This window comes from Pseudomonas sp. (assembly GCF_030683065.1).
Taxonomy (GTDB): Bacteria; Pseudomonadota; Gammaproteobacteria; order Pseudomonadales; family Pseudomonadaceae; genus Aquipseudomonas.
The window spans coordinates 46,819-69,048 of the sequence record NZ_JAUXMX010000061.1; the positions used below are offsets into that span (position 1 = coordinate 46,819).

A 22,230-nucleotide genomic window follows, 5' to 3' on the forward strand; every position below is an offset into this window, starting at 1 on the left:
GAAATCAGGCCAGGCTGCTGTGCAGTTGTGTGCCGTTGAGCAGGTTATCGGCCAGCGGACAACGCCGTTCGATTTCGTCGAGCAGTGCCTGCTTTTGTTCGCGGTCGAGGTCGGCGTCGATCTCGACCTTTACCCTTAGCGCCTGGAAACCAGGTCTTACGTCTTCACGCCTGCCGAGCAGGCCATCGGGGTCGTAGTCGGCCTCGATCTCGAAGCGCATGCCACGCAGTTCGATCTTCTGCTGGTGGGCGATGTAACGGCCCAGGGTGCCGAAGCAGCCGGCGACCGCCGCCAGGACAATATCCAGTGGAGTGGGGCCCAGGCCCTGCCCGCCAGCATGCGCGGGCTGATCCATGACCACGCGATGATCGCCGCATTGCACCTCGATGCTCATGCCGGCATGCATGTGCCCATGGGCGCTGATGGTTTTAATGGTCATGCCTGAGTCCTCATTGTGCTGCGATTGGCGTTGCCAGCAGCATAAGAGGGCGCGCGGCCGTGACGTTGATCCTGGTCAAGCAAGGCGTAATGCTGTTCGTTATACCCGCTGCCGAGTGCGCCGGGCCAGGCAATAAATTGTCTAGGTGATGCTCCGAGGCTTGCGGCTGTCGGTGCCGCGCGGACTCATTTCGTTTCTGCCATTTGCTCTGAACAGCCCGGCGACTTACAGTCTGGCGCTCATTGAGCGGAGTATCTATGCGCGTCACCTGGGACATTTTCTGCAGCGTTGTCGACAACTATGGCGATATTGGGGTGACCTGGCGGCTTGCGCGGCAACTGGCGGGCGAGCATGACGTGACCGTGAGGTTGTGGCTGGATGATCTCGGTGCGTTCACGCGCCTGTGCCCACAGGCCGACAGGCATCTGCCGCAGCAATCCTTGCAGGGCGTAGAGGTGCTTCAGTGGCCGCTGCCTTGGCAGCCTGTAGAGTCGGCGGATGTGGTGATCGAGGCGTTTGCCTGCGAGTTGCCGGCCGTTTATGTCACGGCGATGGCGGCGCGGCCGCAGAAGGTTCTGTGGCTGAATCTGGAATACCTCAGCGCTGAGGGCTGGGTCGAAGGCTGCCATGGTTTACCGTCCCTGCAGTCGAATGGATTGCAGAAATTCTTCTTTTTCCCCGGCTTTACCGCAGGCAGCGGTGGCTTACTGCGCGAGCGCGATCTGCTCGACCAACGCCGGGCGTTTCAGGTCGACTCTTTGGCATGTGAAGCTTTTCTTCAGGGGCTGGGGGTGGAGCCCATAGCAGGGGCGCGGCGTGTGTCGTTGTTCGCTTACGAGAATCGCGGCCTGGCCAGTTGGTTGGACGCCTTGGCGGCAGATGCCCTTGTGACTCAGCTGCTGGTGCCGGAGGGGCGTATTCTCGGCGATCTGCAAGCCTGGCTCGGTTGCGCGGCGCTGGTTGCCGGTGATCGACAGCAGCGCGGGCAGTTGCATATCCAGGTACTGCCGTTTGTTGAGCAGGAGCAGTACGACCGCTTGCTCTGGAGTTGCGACTTCAACGCGGTGCGTGGTGAGGACTCATTCGTTCGTGCGCAATGGGCAGGGCGCCCGTTGCTTTGGCATATCTATTGGCAAGATGAGGGCGCTCACTGGGACAAGCTCGAAGCGTTTCTGGCGTTGTATACCAAGGGCTTGTCGCCTGCCGCGCGTGAGGCGCTTGAAGGCCTATGGCGTGCGTGGAATGCGGGTGAGACTATGGGTGCTAGCTGGCAGGCAGTGCTGCAGGTGTGGCCAGAACTGGCTGAACATGCTGAACGCTGGTCTCTGCAACAGGCTTCTCAGGCTGATCTTGCCGCGGCACTGGTAGAGTTTTACCTAAATTGGCTATGATACGCGGCCTAGATTTCCGTATCTCCATCCAAATCCGGATATTAGTATGAAAACCGCACAAGAAATGAAGCCCAACAGTGTGGCCCTGATTGACGGCCAGCCTTGGCTTATCCAGAAGGCCGAATTCACCAAGTCCGGTCGCAACAGCGCTATTGTCAAAATGAAGCTGCGTAACCTGCTCACGGGTTCCTCAACAGAGACCGTGTACAAGGCCGACGATAAGCTTGAGCCGGTTATTCTTGACCGCGTTGCCGTGACCTACTCCTACTACAGCGAGCCGAACTACGTCTTCATGGACGATGAGTTCAATCAGTACGAGCTGAACAAGGATGATCTGGAAAGCGTTATGCCGTATATCGTTGACGGCATGACTGACATCTGCGAAGCCGTGTTCTTCGAAGGCAAAGTGGTTTCGGTCGATCTGCCGACCACCATCGTTCGCCAGATTACCTACACCGAAGGTTCCGCCCGTGGCGACACCTCCGGCAAGGTGATGAAGACTGCCAAGCTGAGCAACGGCACTGAAGTCAAGGTTGCAGACTTCTGCAATATTGACGACTGGATCGAGATCGACACTCGCACCGGTGAGTACAAGTCCCGCGCTAAAGCCCCAGTCTAAGTACTGGCTTTACCCGCGAGCAAATCAAGCCCGACCTAGTGTCGGGCTTTTTGCTGATGCGCCAAGGGTGGGGCCTCGTTTGGCGCTCCGCCTTATGGCGTATCGCCTTGAGCACGCCATGTTGGCCCTTCACAACTGATTGCTGTCGGCAGGGCACGCCGGTTTAACTGCCGCTTGCCTAAACGTGTCGCGGGCTCTGTGGCGGCGGGTTGATGCCCATGGACAGATAAATGCTGGTGAAGGCGTCGACGCCGATATTGGCCGGTTTGACCCAGTCCACGGGTACATACAGCAGGCCGCCGCCTATTGGGATAGGGGCAGTTGGCACCAGCACGGCGTAATAGCTGCGGCCATCGATATCAATCGGGTTGGGGTTGGGCATTAGTGCCAGTACGGCGACCCCGTCACCACCGAACAAGCACCAGACCGGACTCATGGCATTGATGTCGGCGCCTTCCTTTTTCTCCAGCAGGTCGACAAAGCGATCCGCCAGATTGTAAAGCTTACCGAACAGCGGAATGCGACGCAGGGTCAGGTTGGTCAGCCATTGCAGCGGGCGGCGCAGCCCCAGTTGCACGCCCAGGCCTAGGGCATAAATGCCCATCAGCAGCGCCGCGGTGCCCAGGGTGTACGCCAGGTAAGGGTTGCTGACGAATGGCTGGCCCATGGCGGCAAACACTTGGCCGAGATAGCTGGAGGGCCCGATTGCCTGGTTCAATAAGCCGACCACCCAGGACAACAGCGTCAAGCTCAAGGCCAGGGGCAGCAGTACGATAAAGCCGGTTAGCCAGGTGGCAATGAGTGCGTTGGCGCTTTTCTTGAACATGTGGATGAGATCCGGTTGAGGGGTGCAATCAGCTTGAAAACTGCTCAGGTTTGTAACTGGGCCAAGTCACGGAACAGCTCCAGCGCCTGAGGATTAGCCAGAGCGTCAGTATTTTTAACGGGTTTACCGTGCACCACATTGCGCACCGCCAACTCGACGATCTTGCCGCTGATGGTACGCGGGATATCCGCCACAGCAATGATCTTTGCCGGCACATGGCGCGGTGTGGTGTTGGTACGGATGATCTGGCGGATCTGCACTTGTAATGTTTCGCTCAGCTCGACACCTTCGCGCAGGCGCACAAACAGCACCACCCGCACGTCATCATCCCACTCCTGGCCGATGGCGATGGACTCCAGCACGTCTTCGACTTTTTCCACCTGGCGGTAGATCTCGGCGGTGCCGATGCGTACGCCACCGGGGTTGAGCACCGCGTCACTGCGACCATGAATCACCAGGCCGCCGTGTTCGCTGACCTCGGCGTAATCACCGTGGGCCCAGATGCCGGGAAAGGTCTCGAAATAGGCTGCCTGGAACTTGCTGCCGTCGGCATCCTGCCAGAAGCCAATCGGCATCGATGGGAAATGCTGTGCGCAAACAAGCTCACCTTTCTCCCCCGTTACCGGTGTGCCGGCATCGCTCCACACCTGCACATCCATCCCTAAGCCTTTGCATTGCAGCTCACCGCGCCACACCGGCAACACCGGGTTGCCCAGGGCGAAGCAAGAGACAATATCGGTGCCGCCGGAGATCGACGAGAGGCACAGATCGGCTTTGATCTCGCGGTAGACGTACTCGAAGCTCTCATGAGACAGCGGCGAGCCAGTCGACAGAATCGCCTTGAGTCGTTGCAGCGTGTGCGTGCTGCCAGGTTTGGCACCGGCCTTTTCCAGCGCGGCGAGAAACTTGGCGCTGGTGCCGAAGATGCTGATGTTCTCGGCGTCGATCAGGTCGATCAGGCGCTCGGCACCGGGGTGAAACGGTGAACCGTCAAACAGCACCAGGGTCGCGCCCAGAGCCAGGCCCGAGACCAGCCAGTTCCACATCATCCAGCCGCAGGTGGTGTAGTAGAACAGGGTGTCGTCGGCTGTCAGATCGGTGTGCAGGCCGAGTTCCTTGACGTGCTGCAGCAAGGTGCCGCCGGTGCCATGCACGATGCACTTGGGCACGCCGGTGGTGCCGCTGGAGTAGAGGATGTACAGCGGGTGATCGAAGGGCACCTGAGTGAACTCAGGTTCGCCGCCGGGCTGGTAGAAGTCCTGCCACAGCGCGACCTTGGCTGCTGAGTGGAAGTCGGCAGCTTTGGCCTGCGGGTTGGAATAGGGCACCACAATCAGCTGTTCCAACGAGGGCAGGCGCTCAAGGATTTCATTGAGCTTGGCGGTCAGGTCGAGGTTCTTGCCGGCGTAGCGGTAACCGGCGGCGGCGATCAGCACCTTGGGTTCAATTTGGCCGAAACGGTCGATCACCCCCTGGGTGCCAAAGTCCGGCGAACAGCTCGACCAGGTTGCGCCCAGGCTGCTGGCGGCAAGCATGCCGACCAGGGTTTGCCAGGTGTTGGGCATAAAGGCCGCAACCCGATCGCTGCTGCCCACGCCGGCATCGCGCAGGCTTTTTTGCAGGCCGGCGACATGGGTGGCCAGCTCGGCATAGCTGAGCTGTTCGCGGCTGCCATCTTCGCCAATGGCGATCAGGGCGGGATGATCGTCGCGGCGGCGCAGCAGGTGTTCGGCAAAATTAAGTTGGGCGCCGGGGAACCAGTGAGCGCTGGGCATGGCTTGGCCCTCATCCAGTACCTGCTCGGGCTGTTGGCTAAAACGCACCGCGAAGAATTCGACGATGGCCTGCCAGAACGCCTCGCGTTGCGCCACGCTCCACGCATGCAGAGCGGGGTAGTCGGCCAACCGCAGACCGTGACGCTGGTTGACGAAGCGGCGGAAGGCGTCCATTCGGGTGGCGGTGATACGTTCCTTGGAGGGTGTCCACAAGGGCTGTTGCATGTCGATTCCTCATTCGGCAGGTGCCGTAATTCTTGTTGTGCCGGGCTGCTGCGCCTGGCCGATTGCACGCTAGCCTACTGATCGCTGGAAGCCTTGACCTGCAGCGACCCTTATTGCTCGGCTGCCGACCTGGCGGCTGTTGTAGCAGTTTTGCACCGAAGGCCGGGCCGGCACGCTGCATCTGGGGCTGTGGCTTTACAGGCTGTAAACAAAGCCTGACGGCAGTGGTTTTCGTAACCCGATGCAATCCGGGACAGCCTTTATTCACCGCCCTCTCGATTGCGTTGGGCTACGCGCTGGCCAGCCGCGCCCGTGCTACCCGCGAGCCATTGGGCTTATCCAGTACTGCGCAAATGCGCTGGCCGGCGCAGATCAACTTATCCATATCAATACCGGTTTCGATACCCTGGCCGTTGAGCAGGTACAGCACATCTTCGGTCGCGACATTGCCGGTGGCACCCTTGGCGTAAGGGCAGCCGCCCAGCCCCGCGACGGAGCTGTCGAACACGTTAATACCTTCGAGCAGGCTGGCGTATATATTGGTCAAGGCTTGGCCGTAGGTGTCGTGGAAGTGTCCGGCCAGCTTGTCTCTGGGGATATCGCGGCCCACCACTTCGATCAGTCGGCGCGTATCACCTGCGGTGCCGGCACCTATGGTGTCGCCTAGGGACACTTCATAGCAGCCCATGGCAAACAGCTCGCGGGCGACCAGGGCGACCTGTTCTGGCGGCACGCTGCCGTCATACGGGCAGCCCAGCACGCAGGAGACATAACCGCGCACGCGGATGCCATGTTGGTGAGCGGCGTCCATTAGCGGAGCAAAGCGCTCAAGGCTCTCGCTGATCGAGCAGTTGATATTCTTCTGTGAGAACGCCTCGCTTGCTGCAGCAAATACCGCAACCTCCTTGACCCCTGCGGCCAGCGCACCTTCGAAACCTTTCAGGTTGGGTGCCAGGGCGGCGTAAGTGATACCCGGCAATTGCTGGATCTGCGCAAACACCTGCGCGCTGCCCGCCATCTGCGGCACCCACTTGGGCGAGACAAAGCTGCCTACCTCGATATAGCCGAGGCCGGCGGCAGATAAGTCGTCGACCAGGCGCACCTTGTCGGCCACGCTGATCGGCTGTTTCTCATTCTGCAAACCGTCGCGCGGGCCGACTTCGACCAGGCGGACTTGTTTGGGTAAATTCATTTGGCGTCTCCTTTGGGGCCACTGGTGCGCACGGCGCACCCTACGGTGTACGCGATGCCATGGGTTTACGCAGGGTGCGTTGCTTATGGCTCTTGCAGCTCCACCAGCACGGCGCCTTCGCTGACCATCTCACCTTCGCTGCAATACAGCGCCTTGACGGTGCCGGCATGGGGCGCACGGATGCTGTGTTCCATCTTCATCGCTTCCAGCACCACCAAGGCCGCACCGGCTTCCACCGCCTGCCCAGCCTCGACCAGTACGCGCACGATACTGCCGTTCATGGGTGCGGTAAGCCCGCCGTGATGGCTGTGGCTGGCCTCGACTGCGGCAATCGGGTCGAGTTGGCTGATGGCGTGCAATTCACCTTGCCATTCCAGGTAAAGGGTATCGCCCTGGCGGATGGCGTGCAGGCGTTGTTCGCCCCCTGTAGGAGCCAGCTTGCTGGCGATCTGGATGGCAGCAGGAGCATCGTTAGAATGCTGCAACACGGCCAGCGGGTTGTTGCACAACAGCGTCTCGCCCTGCAGTCGGGCGCCACCGTTGGCGCGCACCTTTTGCGTGGTGCCATTACAGCTCAGGTGCAGGTCGATCTCGGTCGGCAGACCGGCGCGCCAGCCACTGGTGCCGACCCAGGGCGAATGGAAGTCTTCGTGCTTGCGCCGTAGCGGCTCGCTCTGGGCGAAGGCGTCGCCTGCCAGCTGCCAGAACTCAGCCGTCAGGTCAGCGGGCGGCGGCAGCAGTTGCGCTTCATGGCGCGGGATAAAACCGGTATCCAGTTCGGCGTCGGCAAAGGCCGGATGGGCCAGCACGCGGGTGAGAAATGCCAGGTTAGTCTTGACTCCGCCGATGCAGGTTTCCTTGAGCATGGCCAGTAGGCGTAGGCGCGCCTCCTCGCGGTTCTCGCCCCAGGCGATCAGCTTGCCGAGCATCGGGTCGTAGAAAGGCGAAACTTCGTCACCTTCGGCAACCCCCGTGTCGACTCGGCGGCCCGGGCCGGCTGCGGGTTCGCGGTACAGGCTCAAGCGTCCGGTGGACGGCAGGAAGTCGTGCTCCGGGTCTTCGGCGTAGAGACGCACTTCGATGGCGTGGCCAATCAGCGGCACCTGCTCCTGGCTGATCGGCAGCGCTTCGCCACGGGCGACGCGGATCTGCCAGGCGACCAGGTCCAGGCCGGTAATCAATTCGGTCACCGGGTGCTCGACCTGCAGGCGGGTGTTCATCTCCATAAAGAAGAAGTCGCCGCGCTCATCCAGTAGAAACTCTACGGTGCCGGCGCCGACATAGCCGATGGCCTGGGCGGCCTTGACCGCCGCTTCGCCCATGGTGCGGCGCAGTTCAGGCGACAGGCCGGGCGCTGGTGCTTCTTCGACGACCTTCTGGTGGCGGCGCTGGATCGAGCAGTCGCGCTCATTCAGGTACAGGCAGTGGCCGTGCTGGTCGGCGAAGACCTGGATTTCCACATGGCGCGGCTTGAGGACGTATTTCTCCACCAGCATGCGCGAATCGCCGAACGAGGATTGTGCCTCGCGCTGGGCGCTGGCTAGGGCTTCGGCTAGTTCGCTTTCGCGCTCGACCACCTTCATGCCCTTGCCGCCGCCGCCAGCGGTAGCCTTGAGCAATACCGGGTAGCCGATGACGTCGGCAGCAGTGCGGAAGGTCTCGATATCCTGAGCGTTGCCGTGATAGCCCGGTACCAGCGGTACGCCGGCGGCTTCCATCAGCGACTTGGCCGCAGACTTGCTGCCCATGGCGTCGATAGCCGAGGCGGGCGGGCCGAGAAAGATCAGGCCAGCGTCTTCAATGGCGCGGGCGAAACCAGCGTTTTCCGAAAGAAAGCCATAACCGGGGTGGATGGCCTGGGCACCGCTGGCCTTGGCCGCTGCGATCAGCGCGTCGATACGCAGGTAGCTGTCGGCCGGCTTGGCGCCGCCCAGGTCGATGGCGATGTCCGCTTCGCGTACGTGACGGGCGTTATGGTCGACTGCACTGTGTACCGCCACGGTCGTGATGCCCATGGCTTTGGCCGTGCGCATCACCCGGCAGGCGATCTCGCCACGGTTGGCGATTAGCAGGGTGTCAATGTGCTTGCTCATGATTGTTGCTCCTGCCAGGCCGGTTTACGTTTATCCAGAAAGGCGCGCAGGCCCTCCTGGCCTTCGGCGCTGACGCGGATGCGAGCGATGGCGTTTTCCGTGTAGCGGCGCAGTGCTGGAGTCAGCACGCCGCTGCCGACTTCGCGCAGCAGGTCCTTGCTCGCCTGCATCGCCTGGGGGCTGTTAAGTAGCAGGTTGCTGATCCAGCTTTCTACTTGAGCTTCCAGTTCGGCAGACGGATAGCACTCGGCAAACAGTCCCAGCTCCTGGGCGCGTTCGCCGCTAAAGCGCTCGGCGGTCAGGGCATAACGGCGCGCGGCACGCTCGCCAATGGCCTGCACGACAAAGGGGCTGATCACCGCCGGGGCCAGGCCGATGCGCACCTCGGACAGGCACAGCTGGGCGTCATCGGCGCCGATGGCCATGTCGCAGCAGCTGATCAAACCCAGCGCGCCACCAAAAGCTGCGCCTTGCACCACGGCCAGGGTCGGGATCTTCAGCTGATAGAGGTTGTGCATCAGCTCGGCCAGCTCGCGCGAGTCGGCCAGGTTGGCGTTGTAGTCCAGGGTCGCGGCATGCTGCATCCAGGCCAGGTCCGCGCCCGCGCTGAAGTGCTTGCCACGGCCGCGCAGCAGCAGAAAACGTAGGCTTTTGTCGGCCATCACCGCGTCGAGGGCGAGAATCAGCTCGCGGATCATATCGGAGTTGAAGGCATTGTTCTTGTCGGCGCGGTTGAGCCAGAGGGTGGCAAAGCCGCGCGGGTCTTTTTCCATTTGTACGGTGTTGAATTCGCTCATGGTCATCTTCGTAGGGTGCGCTGTGCGCACCATTGCGTTGAAAGGCGGTGCGCACGGCGCACCCTACGGTACTAAAGCCCATCCCGCGGATTACATTCTGAACACGCCAAAGGTGGTCGGCTCGATTGGCGCGTTCAGGCTGGCAGACAGTGCCAGGCCCACTATCTCGCGGGTCTGCGCTGGGTCAATGACACCGTCGTCCCACAGCCGCGCGCTGGAGTAATAGGGGTGACCCTGGCGCTCGTACTGTTCGAGGATCGGCTGCTTGAGTGCAGCTTCATCCTCGGCGCAGAAGCGCTGCCCGGCGCGGGCGGCCTGTTCGTGCTTGACCTGCACCAACACGCCTGCGGCCTGTTCGGCGCCCATCACGCCGATCCGCGCATTTGGCCACATCCACAGAAAGCGTGGCTCAAAAGCGCGGCCGCACATGCCGTAGTTGCCGGCACCAAAGCTGCCGCCGATGATCACCGTGAATTTCGGCACCTTGGCGCAGGCCACGGCGTTCACTAGCTTGGCGCCATGCTTGGCGATGCCGCCGGCTTCGTATTTCTGCCCGACCATAAAGCCGGTGATGTTCTGCAGGAACAGCAGGGGAATACCGCGCTGGCAGGCCAGTTCGATAAAGTGCGCGCCTTTCTGCGCCGATTCCGCAAACAGGATGCCGTTATTGGCAAGGATCGCCACCGGATAGCCGTGGATATGCGCAAAGCCGCAGACCAGAGTGGTGCCGAATAGCGCCTTGAACTCATCGAATACGCTGCCATCGACGGTGCGGGCGATCACTTCACGGACATCGAAAGGCTGCTTGGCGTCTGCTGGAATCACTCCGTACAGCTCTTCACTGCTGTACAGCGGGTTAATCGGCGCGCGGGTGTTCAGAACGCCGAGCTTGCGCCAGTTGAGGTTGCTGATGCTGCGCCGAGCGAGAGCCAGGGCGTGTTCGTCGTTGTCGGCGTAATGGTCAGCGACGCCGCTAGTTTTGCAGTGCACGTCGGCGCCGCCCAGGTCTTCGGCGCTGACCACTTCACCGGTGGCAGCTTTTACCAGCGGCGGGCCGGCGAGGAAAATGGTGGCCTGGTTGCGCACCATGATCGCCTCATCTGCCATGGCCGGCACGTAGGCACCGCCGGCGGTGCAGGAGCCCATGACCACGGCAATCTGCGGGATGCCCATGGCCGACATATTCGCCTGGTTGAAGAAGATTCGCCCGAAATGCTCGCGGTCGGGGAACACTTCATCCTGACGCGGCAGGTTGGCGCCGCCGGAGTCCACCAGGTAGATGCAGGGCAGACGGTTCTGCTGGGCGATGGTCTGCGCGCGCAGGTGCTTTTTCACCGTCAGCGGGTAGTAACTACCGCCTTTTACCGTGGCGTCGTTGGCCACGATCATGCATTCCACGCCTTCGACCCGGCCGATACCGGCCACCACGCCCGCCGCTGGCACCTCTTCGCCATACACCTCATGGGCGGCCAGTTGGCCGATCTCGAGAAACGGCGAGCCGATATCCAGCAGGCGGTTGATGCGTTCGCGCGGCAGCAGTTTGCCGCGTGAGGTGTGGCGTTCCTGAGCCTTGGCGCCGCCGCCTTCGTGAACGCGGGCGAGCAGGGCACGCAGGTCGTTTACCTGGCTAAGCATCGCCGCACTATTGGCGGCAAAATCCGGCGAGCGGGTGTTGATCTGGGTGTGCAGGATGGCCATCTGGCGCTCCGGGTCTACTGGCTGACAACGCGTAGGGTGGGTTGAGCGAAGCGATACCCACGCGGTTTCGGGTTCGATGGGTATCGCTTTGCTCAACCCATCCTACGGTTCTGGCTTATTTGGTTTCGTTAAACAGTTCGCGGCCGATCAACATGCGGCGGATTTCGCTGGTGCCGGCGCCGATTTCATAAAGCTTGGCGTCACGCAGCAGGCGGCCGGTGGGGTAGTCGTTGATATAGCCGTTGCCGCCGAGAATCTGGATCGCATCAAGGGCCATCTGCGTGGCGCGCTCGGCGGAGTAGAGAATCACTCCGGCGGCGTCCTTGCGCGTGGTTTCGCCGCGGTCGCAGGCCTGAGCCACGGCGTACAGGTAGGCTCGGCTTGCGTTGAGCTGGGTGTACATATCGGCGACCTTGCCCTGGATCAGCTGGAACTCGCCGATGCTCTGGCCGAACTGCTTGCGGTCGTGGATATAGGGCACGATGACGTCCATGCAGGCCTGCATGATCCCGGTCGGGCCGCCGGAGAGCACCACACGCTCATAATCCAGGCCACTCATCAGTACCCGCACGCCGCCGTTAAGCTGGCCGAGTACGTTCTCCTCCGGCACTTCGACATTGTCGAAGAACAGCTCGCAGGTGTTGGAGCCGCGCATGCCCAGTTTGTCGAACTTGCTACCACGGCTGAAACCCTTCCAGTCGCGCTCAACGATAAAGGCGCTGATACCGTGGGCGCCTTTTTCCGGATCGGTTTTGGCGTAGATCACATAGGTGTTGGCATCCGGGCCGTTGGTGATCCAGGTCTTGCTGCCGTTGAGCACGTAGTGGTCGCCTTGCTTGTCGGCGCGCAGCTTCATCGATACCACGTCGGAGCCGGCGTTTGGCTCACTCATTGCCAGGGCACCGATATGCTCGCCGGAGACCAGCTTGGGCAGGTACTTGGCCTTCTGCGCGGCGGTGCCATTGCGCTTGATCTGATTGACGCACAGGTTGGAGTGCGCGCCGTAGGACAGGGCAACCGAGGCCGAGCCACGGCTGATCTCTTCCATGGCGATGACGTGGGCCAGGTAGCCGAGGCCGGAGCCGCCGTACTCTTCATCGACGGTGATACCAAGTAGGCCCATATCGCCGAATTTGCGCCACATATCCGCCGGGAACTGGTTGTCGCTGTCGATGGCGGCGGCGCGCGGGGCCAGTTCGCTGGCGACAAAGGCCTGGGTCTGCTCGCGCAGCATGTCGATGGTTTCGCCGAGGGCGAAGTTGAGGGACGGATAGCTCATGGTTCCACCTGCTGTTGTTTTTGTAGGGGTGCGGGGCCGGCTAGGCGGCGCGCACCGGGTTGGTTGGTGCGGCGCACTCTAGGTGATGGTATCGGCCATGGCCGCCAAGCAGCGTTCCTCTGCAGTATCCAGCTCCAACTGCATCTGTTCGATATCCAGCAATTGCTGCTGCAGTTGGACGCGGCGCTCGGCGATCTTGGTCATGAAGGTGTCCAGCTGCTTGTGATTGCCGTGCACCGGGTCGTACAGCTCGATCAACTCCTTGCACTCGGCCAGGGAGAAGCCGATGCGCTTGCCGCGCAGGATAAGCTTGAGGGTGACCTTGTCCTTGGCGGTATAGATGCGCTCCTGGCCGCGCCGTTCCGGGCTGAGCATCTGCTGCTCTTCATAGAAACGAATGGCGCGGGTGGTGATGTCCAGCTCGCGGGCCAGCTCGGAGATGGAGTACGTGATCATGAATGACGCCCTTAATTGACCTTTACGTTAACGTAAGGCTGGGCGTGCATTAAGTCCACGACCATATGAGTGCGTTCAAGCGCATCCGGGTTTTGGATATTGGGCTGTGACGCCAGTGCAGTGAGGTCTGTAAAACCCAGCGTGTACTGCGGGCATTGATGGCAGAGCAGCCCAGTGGGGCAGTGCGGTGTGTGCGGGTAAATGCGTGCAACTAATACCGGTCGCGCGGGCCAGGGTAAATTGATCGAGAGGATCGAGTGCCGGGCGACTCTGCAGCCCGTTGCAGCTGCTGTTTAGCTGATTGAGCTGCGCAGGCACGCAAAAAATTCGCCTGGCGCAGCTGCCTCTGGGTACCCACTATGGGTGTTGCGCTAAGTGAAATACGAGGGTATCCAGCTGACTGAACGCCCTCCATGTAAGCACTTTGCCGCGAAAACGCCTGAGGCGCCCTCACGAGAGCGCTGGAGATACCAACAACCGTTGATGATTACTCCGGCATGCTCCAGGGCGCCAGGTTATAACCCTGCTGGCTTAATTCCGCGCGGGATTTGTTGAGTACGCTGGCCAGTTGTATCGGGTCGCTGTAGGTGCTGCTCGATAGCAGGGTGCGGCCCAGTAACCGGGTGCTGGTACGGTCGATGACCGTCAGGCTGAGTTCGCCAGTGCCGTCTTGTGGTGTCCAGGCGACACACTGCAAGGGTTGAAAGGCGCGATCGGCAATCAGAAGTGCTTCGTTGAAACGCAGTGGCGCGTTCATGGGGTCGGTTTCTCCGAGGTGATCCCAAAATCGTAAAAGTCAGCGCCGCTTCCTGCTGCGCCGTCCAGTTATAGTTGTTGATGATCAGCCGGGGTCATCAAGTCACATTTGCGGGCGCGATAATCTAGAAAATGTAGGCTTGATCGAAAAATCGGCCTATCGAGAGCGATTTACATGCCGAGACTCATAGTGCCTGCATGCGCTCAGCCAGGCGGCCGCTGTCCGCCAGTTCGAGGAACTCGTCGCCCAGCCGGCGGCTTTCGTCCATGGCCTTGCGCCAATAGCGCTCGCGGCCTGCATCGTCGCCCAGATAGCGATTGAAGTCCTTGCGGTCCGGCAGTTTGCCGTGGGGCAGGCGGGTCAGGTACTCGCGCGATGGCGCCAGCAGTAATACATCTTGCAAGCGTCCGGTATCGCCCCGGCGCCAAGGCATACCTTTGTCGAACCAGCCGGGGATGACTTTGTCGGTGAAGTGTGGATAGAGCACGATATCCTCGCCGCTGTAGGGCAGGTCGAGGTGGTAATCGAGCAGGCCTCCATCGCGGTAGGTGCCCGGACCAGCTCCGGGAATGTCGCGCACCCCTTGCATGATCATCGGGATTGACCCGGAGGCGAGCAGAGCGTGGCGCAGGTTGGCGCTGTCCAGCGCCAGGTAGCGCGAAGGAAAGTCGTTCAATGTTTCCAGCGGTGGAGCCAGGCGCGCATCGTGCAGAATCAGTCGCTCGAAGTGCCTTGCCAGGCGCGGGCGCCCTAGCAGGTTGTTGCTGATAACAGAAGATAAGCCCAGGCCCAGTGCGCCGCGGTGGTCATGCTGGAGCAAGCCGTGGCTTTTCACCACGACGATATTCAGGCGATAGTGCGGGTTGCTCAATACGTCGGCGTCCTGGCCGGCCAATAGGTCTGCAAGCATCTGCCGACAACTACGCGAGACCTCGGCCATGCTCGCGCCCTTGGCAAAACGCTGCCCGGTATAGAGTTCGCCGAGGCGGTGTATACCGGCGACAGCATCCGGTAGGCAGGCACTGGCGAAGCGCCATGAGCCGATTGACGCTCCAATTAGCGAGCGTTCGCGCGGCATCCGCGGCAACCAGTCGCCAAACAGGGCAAGATCGAGGCCCTGGATGCCAAGGGCTTTGGGGCCGCCGGCAGCGCCTGGCAGAATGCCCACGTCAGCGGGTTGTATGCCGCGCTCACGAATGCGTGCCAGGGCCCGCGGGCCGGCCTTGATCGTCAGGGCGGGGTACTTTATTTGAATCGCACTCATGCTCGTATCCATCTCGCAAGGTTTTGATTATAGAGTCCCCTGCGGACAGGCCAAGTTACTTGATGGGCTGAATGATGGCGCTACGGGTTGTAGCGGATTTAATTGAATTCAGCTTGAGTTAAGTTCGGCGCAGTAATCTCAATCCTGTCGAACAAACTCGCACGGAGACTCACCATGAACGCCCTGATAGCACTGTTTGCAACTGCAGCCCTGAGCATCTCGGTCGGGATCGCCCAGGCGCGTGACTTGGGGCCGGATGAAGCATTGAAACTACGTGACGCGGGCACCGTCCAGTCGTTCGAAAAGCTTAATACTGCTGCCCTGGCGCTACATCCAGGCGGCAAGATCGAGGGGACCGAGCTGGAGGAAGAATACGGCCGCTACATCTACCAGCTCGAGTTGCGTGACGCGCAAGGCGTGCAGTGGGATGTTGAGCTGGACGCCAGCAACGGCCAGGTTCTCAAGAATCAGCAGGACGATTGATGCTGGCCTCTCTGCGCGATGGCGTGCTCTGCGGCCTGCTTCTGCTTCTGCTTCTGCTTCTGCTTGCGCTGAGCGGCAGTGCCAGCGCCCGCGATCTGGATCAGGATGAAGCCTTGCGTCTGCGTCAGGCGGGACACATTCTGCCCCTTGAGCAATTGTTGGGCGTGGCCTTGCAGCGTTACCCCGGCGCGATCTTGCTTGAGGCCGAGCTGGAAGAGGAAGACGACATTCTGGTCTATGAGGTCGAATTACTGACCCTGCAAGGGGTGGTTCGCGAACTGGAGTTGGATGCTCGTGATGGGCAAATCCTGAAGGATGAGGTAGATGACTGAATGCGCCTGTTGCTAGTAGAAGACCATGTGCCCCTGGCCGACGAGCTGCTCGCCAGCCTGACGCGTCATGGCTATGCGGTAGATTGGTTGGCCGATGGGCGCGACGCGCTGTATCAGGGGGCGAGTGAGCCTTATGACCTGATCATTCTCGACCTCGGTTTGCCAGGCAAGCCTGGGCTGCAGGTACTGCAAGAGTGGCGTGCCGGTGGCCTGCAAACCCCGGTTCTGATCCTTACTGCGCGCGGTTCCTGGGCTGAGCGCATCGAGGGGCTGAAAGCCGGTGCCGATGATTACTTGAGCAAACCCTTTCACCCGGAAGAACTGCAGCTACGGATTCAGGCGTTGCTGCGCCGTGCGCACGGCCTGGCCAATCAGCCACAATTGCAGGCCGCCGGCTTGCTGCTGGATGAGAGTCGTCAGTGTGTCAGGCGTAATGGCGAGGAAATTGACCTGACCAGCGCAGAGTTTCGCCTGCTGCGCTATTTCATGCTGCACGCTGGGCAGATTCTCTCGAAAAGCCACCTGGCTGAGCACCTCTACGACGGCGAGACTGAGCGCGACTCGAATGTGATCGAGGTTTACGTCAATCACCTGCGTCGCAAAATTGGTCGGGAAGCCATCGAAACCCGGCGCGGCCAGGGTTACAGGTTCAGTGGAGAGGCTGTTTGAAATCGATCCAGCGGCGCTTGAGCCTGGGCTTGATCAGCATCTTGCTGGTGGTTGGCCTGCTCCTGGTGCAGACCAGCCTGTGGCTGTTCGATCTCGGTTTGCGCAGTTACCTGCAAGCGGATTTGCGCGATGAAGCCGAGTCGCTGCTGGCGGCCATGGTGCGTGGCCCGCAGGGCATTCAGTTGGATGAGCAGCGCCTCAGCGCGGCTTTTCAGCGACCATTCTCGGGGCATTATTTTCGTATCGACTTTGCTGACAAGACCTGGCGCTCGCGTTCGCTATGGGACAGTGAACTGCAGCCGGCGCCGCAGCCCGGGCTGCAGGACGAATTGGGAGACGGCCCGCAGGGTCAGTTACTACTGACCTACCGTGGCGACTATCAGCGCTTTGGCCAGCAGCTGTCAGTTCTGGTGGCTCAGGATTACACGCCGATGCTGCAGAGTTTACGTCGTGTACAGCAAATGGGCCTGGGGCTGGGTGTGGCCGCCTTGCTGCTGATCTTGCTGTTGCAGCGCCTGACCGTTAGTCGTGCATTACGCCCGCTGGAGCAGGTGCGCCAGCAGATCGCCCAACTGCAACAAGGACAACGTAGCGCACTGGACAGCGGCGTGCCCCGCGAGCTGGAGCCATTGGTGGGGCAGATCAACCACCTGCTGGCGCACACCGAAGACACCCTGAAACGCTCGCGCAATGCCCTGGGCAACCTCGGTCATGCGCTGAAAACGCCTTTAGCGGTGCTGGTCAGTCTGGCCGGACGTGAAGAGCTGCACGGCTATCCTGCGTTGCGCGCCAGCCTGCTCGATAACCTGCAGCAGATCGAGCAGCGCCTGGAGCGCGAGCTGGGCCGTGCGCGGTTGACTGGCGAGGCTTTGCCCGGTGCGCACTTCATTTGTGCCGAGGAGCTACCAGGCTTGTTCTCTACCCTGGCAATGATCCACAACCGCGGCTTGCACCTGGAATGGCAAGCGGCAGCAGGTTTACGCCTGCCCTGGGATCGTGAGGATATGCTTGAGTTGCTGGGTAACCTGCTGGATAACGCCTGTAAATGGGCCGCCAGCCAGGTGCTGTTGAGTATCGAGTGCACCGCCGAAGGTTACGCCTTCACTGTGGAAGACGATGGCCCTGGCGTCGAGGCGCAGCAGCGCGCGGAAGTCTTGAACCGCGGCAGTCGGGTGGATGAACAGGTTGCCGGACACGGATTGGGCCTTGGCATCGTGCGCGATATTGTCGATGCCTGGAGCGGTCACCTGGAATTGCGGGACAGTCGGTTGGGTGGTTTATGCGTGCATATCCAGTTGCCGCAACCTTCACTGCGCAAGGCTTGATGACCTGTGAATACGCAACGGCGCCGCCAGTAACGTGCACTCACACCGGTGTCGATACCCGGCAGGTCGAGGCGCTGGCGAACATGCCGCCGATCGCCTTTGCCGAGTCCTGAGGGACGACCTTCAGGGTGAACGGTTATCACCCTGAAGGTGCCGCTCAAGCTCAAGAGCGCTGCTTATGCCTCGGCCCCTAATCCCGTAGAACACGCAATACAGCACAGGCAATACCACCAGTGTCAGCAGGGTGGCGAAACCCAGGCCGAACATGATCACCACCGCCATGCTCTGGAAGAAAGCATCTGCGAGCAGCGGGCTCATGCCCAGGATGGTGGTCAGGGCGGCCATGGACACCGGGCGCACGCGGCTGATCGACGCTTCCTCGACTGCCTGCCGGGCGTCCTTGCCGCTGGCCAGTTGCAGCTGGATTTCATCCACCAGAACGATACCGTTCTTCACCAGCATGCCACTCAGGCTAAGCAGGCCGAGCAGGGCCATAAAACCGAAGGGAATGCCGGTGATTAAGAAGCCCAGGGTTACGCCGATCATTGCCAATGGCACGGTGAGCCAGATCACCAGCGCCCGCTTGAATGAGTCGAACAGCAGAATGGTGATCATAAACATTGCCAGGTAGCCCAATGGCAGGCTGCCGAAGATGGCCCCCTGCGCATCGCGTGAGCTCTCGTATTCACCACCCCATTCCAGGCTGTAGCCTTCCGGCAGCGGCATGGCCTCGATCTCAGGCCGGATGCGCTCGAACAGCTGCGCCGCTGTTTCGCCACTGAGCAGGGCCGGGTCGGCCTGTACGGTGAGGGTGCGCTTGCGGTTCAGGCGCATGATCAACGGGTCTTCCCACTCGGTGGTGAAGCCCAGTAGCACCTGCTCGATGGGCAGGTAGCCCGCGCGGCCATTGCTCCAGACCTGCAGGTCGCTGAGGCTGTCGGCATTCAAGCGCTCGTTGTCTGGCGGGCGCGCAATGATCGGCAGCAGGCGCGTGCCATCGCGGTACAGACCGACGTTCATGCCCGAAAAGCTCATGCGCAGCAGGTCGTCCAGTTCACTTTTGTCGACACCCAGTTCGCGCGCACGGGCTTCTGCAAATTGCGGGCGGATCAACTTGGTGCGCTCATGCCAGTCGTGCGTTACCGCGTTGGCTACCGGGTCCTGACGCATCAGGCGGATGGCTTCACTGCCCAGTTTTCGCAGCATTTCAGGGTCGGGGCCGCTGAAGCGTGCCTCGATCTTGCTGTCGTTGCCGGGGCCAAGCATCAGCTGTTTGAATTTCGGCTTGATCTGCGGGTACTGCTCGGCCACGTGCAGTTCAAGTTGGTTGATCAGCGGTTCGATTCGCTCCAGTGTATCGGTGCGCACCAGCAGTTGGGCATAGTTGGGGTACTGCTTCTGCGGGGCGTAGGTGAGGATAAAACGCAGCGCGCCCTGACCTATGGTGCTGCTCACCGCTGTAACACCTTCCTGGGCCAGCACATGGCGATCCAGTTCGGCCACCATTTGCTCGGTGTAGCGGATGTCGCTGCCTTGCGGCAGCCACAGGTCAATAAAGAACATCGGGGTGTTGGACGGCGGGAAAAAACTCTGCCGCACCTTACTGAAACCGGCGATAGCCACCACCAGCATGATCACTAGCAGGCTCAGGGTCAGGCCACGACGATGCAATGCAACGTCGAGCATGGCGCGGTAAGCGGTGAAAATCACTCCACCATAAGGGTCGCCCTGGGGTTGGCCGATCAGCGTCTGATTGTCACGGAAGAACAGGCTGGCGAAGAACGGCGTCAGGGTGATGGCCGTGACCCAGCTCAGCAGCAGGGAAATCATCAACACCTGGAATAACGACAGGCAGAACTCGCCTGTGGAGTCATCGGACAGGCCGATGGGGGCGAAGGCGATGATGGCGATCAGGGTGGCGCCGAGCAGTGGCAGGTTGGTTTGCTTGACGATGGCTCGCGCGGCTTCGAGGGTGGTTTGCCCGCGTTGGCGACCGACCAGAATGCCCTCGACCACCACAATGGCGTTATCCACCAGCATGCCGAGCGAGATCACCAGTGCCCCGAGGGAGATGCGCTGCAACTCGATACCCAGTATGCGCATGAAGATAAAACTGCCGAGTACCGTCAGGGCCAGAATCAGGCCGATCAACAGGCCACTGCGCATGCCCATAAACACCAGTAGCACCACAATCACGATGATCACTGAGGCAACAAAGTTGATCACGAAGCCCTTTACCGAAGACTCGACTTCGGCCGCCTGATCGTAAAACACCTGCAGTTGCATCCCGGCCGGGCGCTGATTATCCAGCTCGGTCAGGCGCGCATTGATGGTTGCACCCACGTCTACCACATTGACCTTGGGTGCGAAGGAAATGCCCAGGGTCAGGGCCGATTGCCCGTTCATGCGGTAGAGATTGCCGGGCGTTTCGCTAAAGCCACGTTTTACCTGGGCGATATCACCCAAAGTAACCTGTTGCGAGCTGCCGGGATCGCTGATGATCAGCCGCTCAAGCTCGCGCACATCCTGAAATTCCCCGGTGGGGTGCAGGCGGATGGATTCACTGCCGGCCAGAATACGCCCGGCATTGGACACCACGTTTTGCTGGCTCAACACCTGCGCCAAGCGCTGCGGCGCGATGCCCAGGGCGCTCATTTTGCTGCGTGATATTTCCACCTGCACTTGTTCCTGGCGCGCGCCAGCCAGCGTGACCTTGCCTACGCCGGGCAGCAGCACCAGTTCACGCCGTAGGTAGTCGGCAAAGTCGCGCAGCTCTTGTGCGCTGTAGCCATCGCCGGTGACCAGCAGGAAAAAGCCGAATACATCGCTGAAATCATCGCGAATCTGTGGCGGGTTGACCCCTGGCGGCAGATTGGGTTGCAGGTCGTTGATCTTGCGCCGCAGCTCATCCCAGATTTGCGGAATCTGCTCGGCCTTGTATTGGCTTTGCAGCTCCAGACTGATTTGCGATAGCCCGGCACTTGAAATAGAGGTGATCTTCTTGATCGAGGGCATCTGCTGGATGGCGTTCTCCAGCGGGTAGCTGACTTCCTCCTCCACCTGCTGCGGCGAAGCGCCCGGGTAGCTGGTAATGACCATGGCGTTTTTCAGGGTGAAGGAGGGGTCTTCCAAGCGTCCGATGTCGAGAAAGGCCATCAGGCCGCCGATGCCCAGCACCAAGGTGACCAGCCAGCTGGTGACTCGACGCTGGATAAAATAACCGGCGATATCCATTTACAGTCCCCGCTCGCGTACCCAGGGGCGCACGGTCTGGCCTTCCTCCAGCTCAGCGCCACCGACAGCGACGATCTGCTCACCGGGTTCCAGGCCGCTAAGCACTTCAATGCTGTCACGGCTGAGCTGGCCAACCTCCACTGCGCGGGCGCTGAGGTGCAATGCGTCATCCTGTTCGCGTACCACCCACACCTGTTTGGCGCTGGCCGGGCCGGCGTCGGCGCTAAATACCGCTTCCACCGGCACCAGCAGGCGATTGTCCGGGGTGCGCGAGAGCTGGGCGAAGTCCACCTTGACGGTGGCACTCATGCCTGGCAGCAGGTTGAGTTCCTGGGGGCGGGGCATAGACAAGGTGACTTCATAGGTCAGGGTGCGAGGGTCGGGCTGGGTGCTGTGTTCTTTGTACACTGCCTCGAACTCACGACCTGGCAGGCTGTCGAGAGTCACGTTGGGGTGATAATCGGGTCTGTCCTCGCGCCGGTGCAGATTGGTCAGCAGGTTTTCCGGCAGCTGGAACAGCACATCCAGGCTGTCGCCGCTTTGCAGGGTAGCGATGGGTTGCTTGGCCTGCACCACCTGGAAGTTGTCCACATAGGTGCTGGCTACTACCCCGTTGAAGGGCGCGAGGATTTGGGTGTAGTCCAGTTCCTGGCGGGCCAGACTAAGAGCCGCGTTGGCCGAGTCCAGGGCCGCCTTGCGCTGGTCGTATTCCGAGCGGGAGATCATCTGCCGCTCATACAGCTTGGCAATCCGCTGGAACTGCGCGTTGGCCAGGTCAAAGCTGGCCTGGCGATCACGCACACGCAAGCGCTGGTCGGTGTCTTCGATGCTGGCAATCAGTTGGCCGAGCTTGACCTGTTGGCCCTGCAGTACTTCGATTTTTTTCAACTGCCCACCTATACGGAAGGACAGCTCGGCCTCGTTGGTGGCTTTCAGTCGTGCCGGGAATTCGCGCAGACGCTGGCTGGCCGGATCCTCGACGGTGAACAGCTTGACCAGGCGCGGGGCCTGTTGCTGTGGGGCAGGGGGCTCACCGCAGCCTGCGAGCAGAACGCTGGCAGGCAGGCACAGGCAGATCATGGCGCGAAGGTTCAAGCTGACTATCCTTGAAATTGAAAAAAGCGCGGATGCGAGCATCCAACCGAGTGCAACTGGCCAAGAGGTTATAGGCTAACCGCCGCTATCGCGATCTGAGTGGCCGGCACGGCGCTGAAACTCGCGACCTGTTAGGCAACCGAGTCTTACACCGGGTTCTGCGTTCAGCGCTATTTTTTGCAGTACCTCAGTGGTGAGTTTTAGCTGTTTGATATACAGCGCCAACATATTCTCAGGTGCATGAGGACTCCCCGCCAGGCCTGCGCACCCTCGCGACGCAT

The 22,230-nt window shown here is 61.0% G+C and carries 19 protein-coding genes; 6 read left to right on the forward strand and 13 right to left on the reverse strand.

Annotated features, from left to right (window positions below; all coding sequences use genetic code 11):
• Positions 1-4: 4 nt before the first annotated feature.
• Complete coding sequence (locus Q8K09_RS18835; protein WP_305256514.1) at positions 5-439, reverse strand: OsmC family protein; 435 nt, start codon at positions 437-439, stop codon at positions 5-7.
• A 257-nt stretch (positions 440-696) separates the two neighbouring features.
• Between Q8K09_RS18835 and earP the strand changes: the two genes are divergently transcribed.
• Together earP and efp are read left to right on the forward strand one after the other, a co-directional pair.
• Positions 697-1,830, forward strand: coding sequence for an elongation factor P maturation arginine rhamnosyltransferase EarP (gene earP / locus Q8K09_RS18840; protein ID WP_305256516.1), 1,134 nt, complete (start codon positions 697-699; stop codon positions 1,828-1,830).
• Between the two features lie 46 nt (positions 1,831-1,876).
• Positions 1,877-2,449: an elongation factor P gene (gene efp / locus Q8K09_RS18845; RefSeq protein ID WP_305256517.1), complete on the forward strand. Its 573-nt coding sequence runs from the start codon at positions 1,877-1,879 to the stop codon at positions 2,447-2,449.
• Between the two features lie 178 nt (positions 2,450-2,627).
• On the opposite strand, the gene Q8K09_RS18850 is transcribed toward efp, so the two are convergent.
• From Q8K09_RS18850 to Q8K09_RS18895, 10 genes are all read right to left on the reverse strand, one after another.
• Positions 2,628-3,275, reverse strand: coding sequence for a DUF502 domain-containing protein (locus Q8K09_RS18850; RefSeq protein WP_305256518.1), 648 nt, complete (start codon positions 3,273-3,275; stop codon positions 2,628-2,630).
• A 44-nt stretch (positions 3,276-3,319) separates the two neighbouring features.
• Positions 3,320-5,275, reverse strand: a complete 1,956-nt coding sequence (locus Q8K09_RS18855; RefSeq protein WP_305256519.1) for an acetoacetate--CoA ligase — start codon at positions 5,273-5,275, stop codon at positions 3,320-3,322.
• 289 nt (positions 5,276-5,564) lie between these two features.
• Positions 5,565-6,467: a hydroxymethylglutaryl-CoA lyase gene (locus Q8K09_RS18860; protein ID WP_305256520.1), complete on the reverse strand. Its 903-nt coding sequence runs from the start codon at positions 6,465-6,467 to the stop codon at positions 5,565-5,567.
• Positions 6,468-6,550: 83 nt separating this feature from the next.
• Positions 6,551-8,560 (reverse strand): acetyl/propionyl/methylcrotonyl-CoA carboxylase subunit alpha, encoded by a 2,010-nt coding sequence (locus Q8K09_RS18865; RefSeq protein ID WP_305256521.1) that lies wholly within the window; start codon positions 8,558-8,560, stop codon positions 6,551-6,553.
• A complete protein-coding gene (locus Q8K09_RS18870; RefSeq protein WP_305256523.1) occupies positions 8,557-9,357 on the reverse strand; it encodes a gamma-carboxygeranoyl-CoA hydratase in 801 nt (266 codons plus the stop codon). Before Q8K09_RS18870 ends, Q8K09_RS18865 begins: the two co-directional genes overlap by 4 nt.
• 90 nt (positions 9,358-9,447) lie before the next feature.
• Positions 9,448-11,055: a carboxyl transferase domain-containing protein gene (locus tag Q8K09_RS18875; protein WP_305256524.1), complete on the reverse strand. Its 1,608-nt coding sequence runs from the start codon at positions 11,053-11,055 to the stop codon at positions 9,448-9,450.
• 115 nt (positions 11,056-11,170) lie between these two features.
• Positions 11,171-12,334 (reverse strand): isovaleryl-CoA dehydrogenase, encoded by a 1,164-nt coding sequence (locus Q8K09_RS18880; RefSeq protein WP_305256525.1) that lies wholly within the window; start codon positions 12,332-12,334, stop codon positions 11,171-11,173.
• A gap of 78 nt (positions 12,335-12,412) precedes the next feature.
• On the reverse strand, positions 12,413-12,790 hold the full coding sequence (locus tag Q8K09_RS18885) for a MerR family DNA-binding transcriptional regulator (RefSeq protein ID WP_305256526.1): 378 nt from the start codon (positions 12,788-12,790) through the stop codon (positions 12,413-12,415).
• A gap of 487 nt (positions 12,791-13,277) precedes the next feature.
• On the reverse strand, positions 13,278-13,547 hold the full coding sequence (locus Q8K09_RS18890) for a hypothetical protein (RefSeq protein WP_305256527.1): 270 nt from the start codon (positions 13,545-13,547) through the stop codon (positions 13,278-13,280).
• Between the two features lie 184 nt (positions 13,548-13,731).
• Positions 13,732-14,811, reverse strand: coding sequence for a patatin-like phospholipase family protein (locus tag Q8K09_RS18895; RefSeq protein WP_305256528.1), 1,080 nt, complete (start codon positions 14,809-14,811; stop codon positions 13,732-13,734).
• Between the two features lie 174 nt (positions 14,812-14,985).
• On the opposite strand from Q8K09_RS18895, the gene Q8K09_RS18900 reads away from it, so the two are divergent.
• From Q8K09_RS18900 to Q8K09_RS18915, 4 genes are read left to right on the forward strand one after another with little or no spacing between them, the layout of a single operon-like run.
• On the forward strand, positions 14,986-15,294 hold the full coding sequence (locus Q8K09_RS18900; protein ID WP_305256529.1) for a PepSY domain-containing protein: 309 nt from the start codon (positions 14,986-14,988) through the stop codon (positions 15,292-15,294).
• Positions 15,294-15,626, forward strand: a complete 333-nt coding sequence (locus Q8K09_RS18905) for a PepSY domain-containing protein (protein WP_305256530.1) — start codon at positions 15,294-15,296, stop codon at positions 15,624-15,626. The genes Q8K09_RS18900 and Q8K09_RS18905 overlap by 1 nt, the downstream gene beginning before the upstream one ends.
• Positions 15,627-16,295, forward strand: a complete 669-nt coding sequence (locus Q8K09_RS18910) for a response regulator transcription factor (protein ID WP_305256531.1) — start codon at positions 15,627-15,629, stop codon at positions 16,293-16,295.
• Complete coding sequence (locus Q8K09_RS18915) at positions 16,292-17,620, forward strand: sensor histidine kinase (protein ID WP_305256532.1); 1,329 nt, start codon at positions 16,292-16,294, stop codon at positions 17,618-17,620. The genes Q8K09_RS18910 and Q8K09_RS18915 overlap by 4 nt, the downstream gene beginning before the upstream one ends.
• A 123-nt stretch (positions 17,621-17,743) precedes the next feature.
• Here the strand turns inward: Q8K09_RS18915 and Q8K09_RS18920 are convergent, their stop codons facing one another.
• Positions 17,744-20,854: an efflux RND transporter permease subunit gene (locus Q8K09_RS18920; RefSeq protein ID WP_305256533.1), complete on the reverse strand. Its 3,111-nt coding sequence runs from the start codon at positions 20,852-20,854 to the stop codon at positions 17,744-17,746.
• The gene (locus Q8K09_RS18925; protein ID WP_305256534.1) at positions 20,855-21,949 is read right to left on the reverse strand and encodes an efflux RND transporter periplasmic adaptor subunit; all 1,095 of its coding nucleotides are present in this window, start codon (positions 21,947-21,949) and stop codon (positions 20,855-20,857) included.
• Between the last annotated feature and the right edge of the window lie 281 nt (positions 21,950-22,230).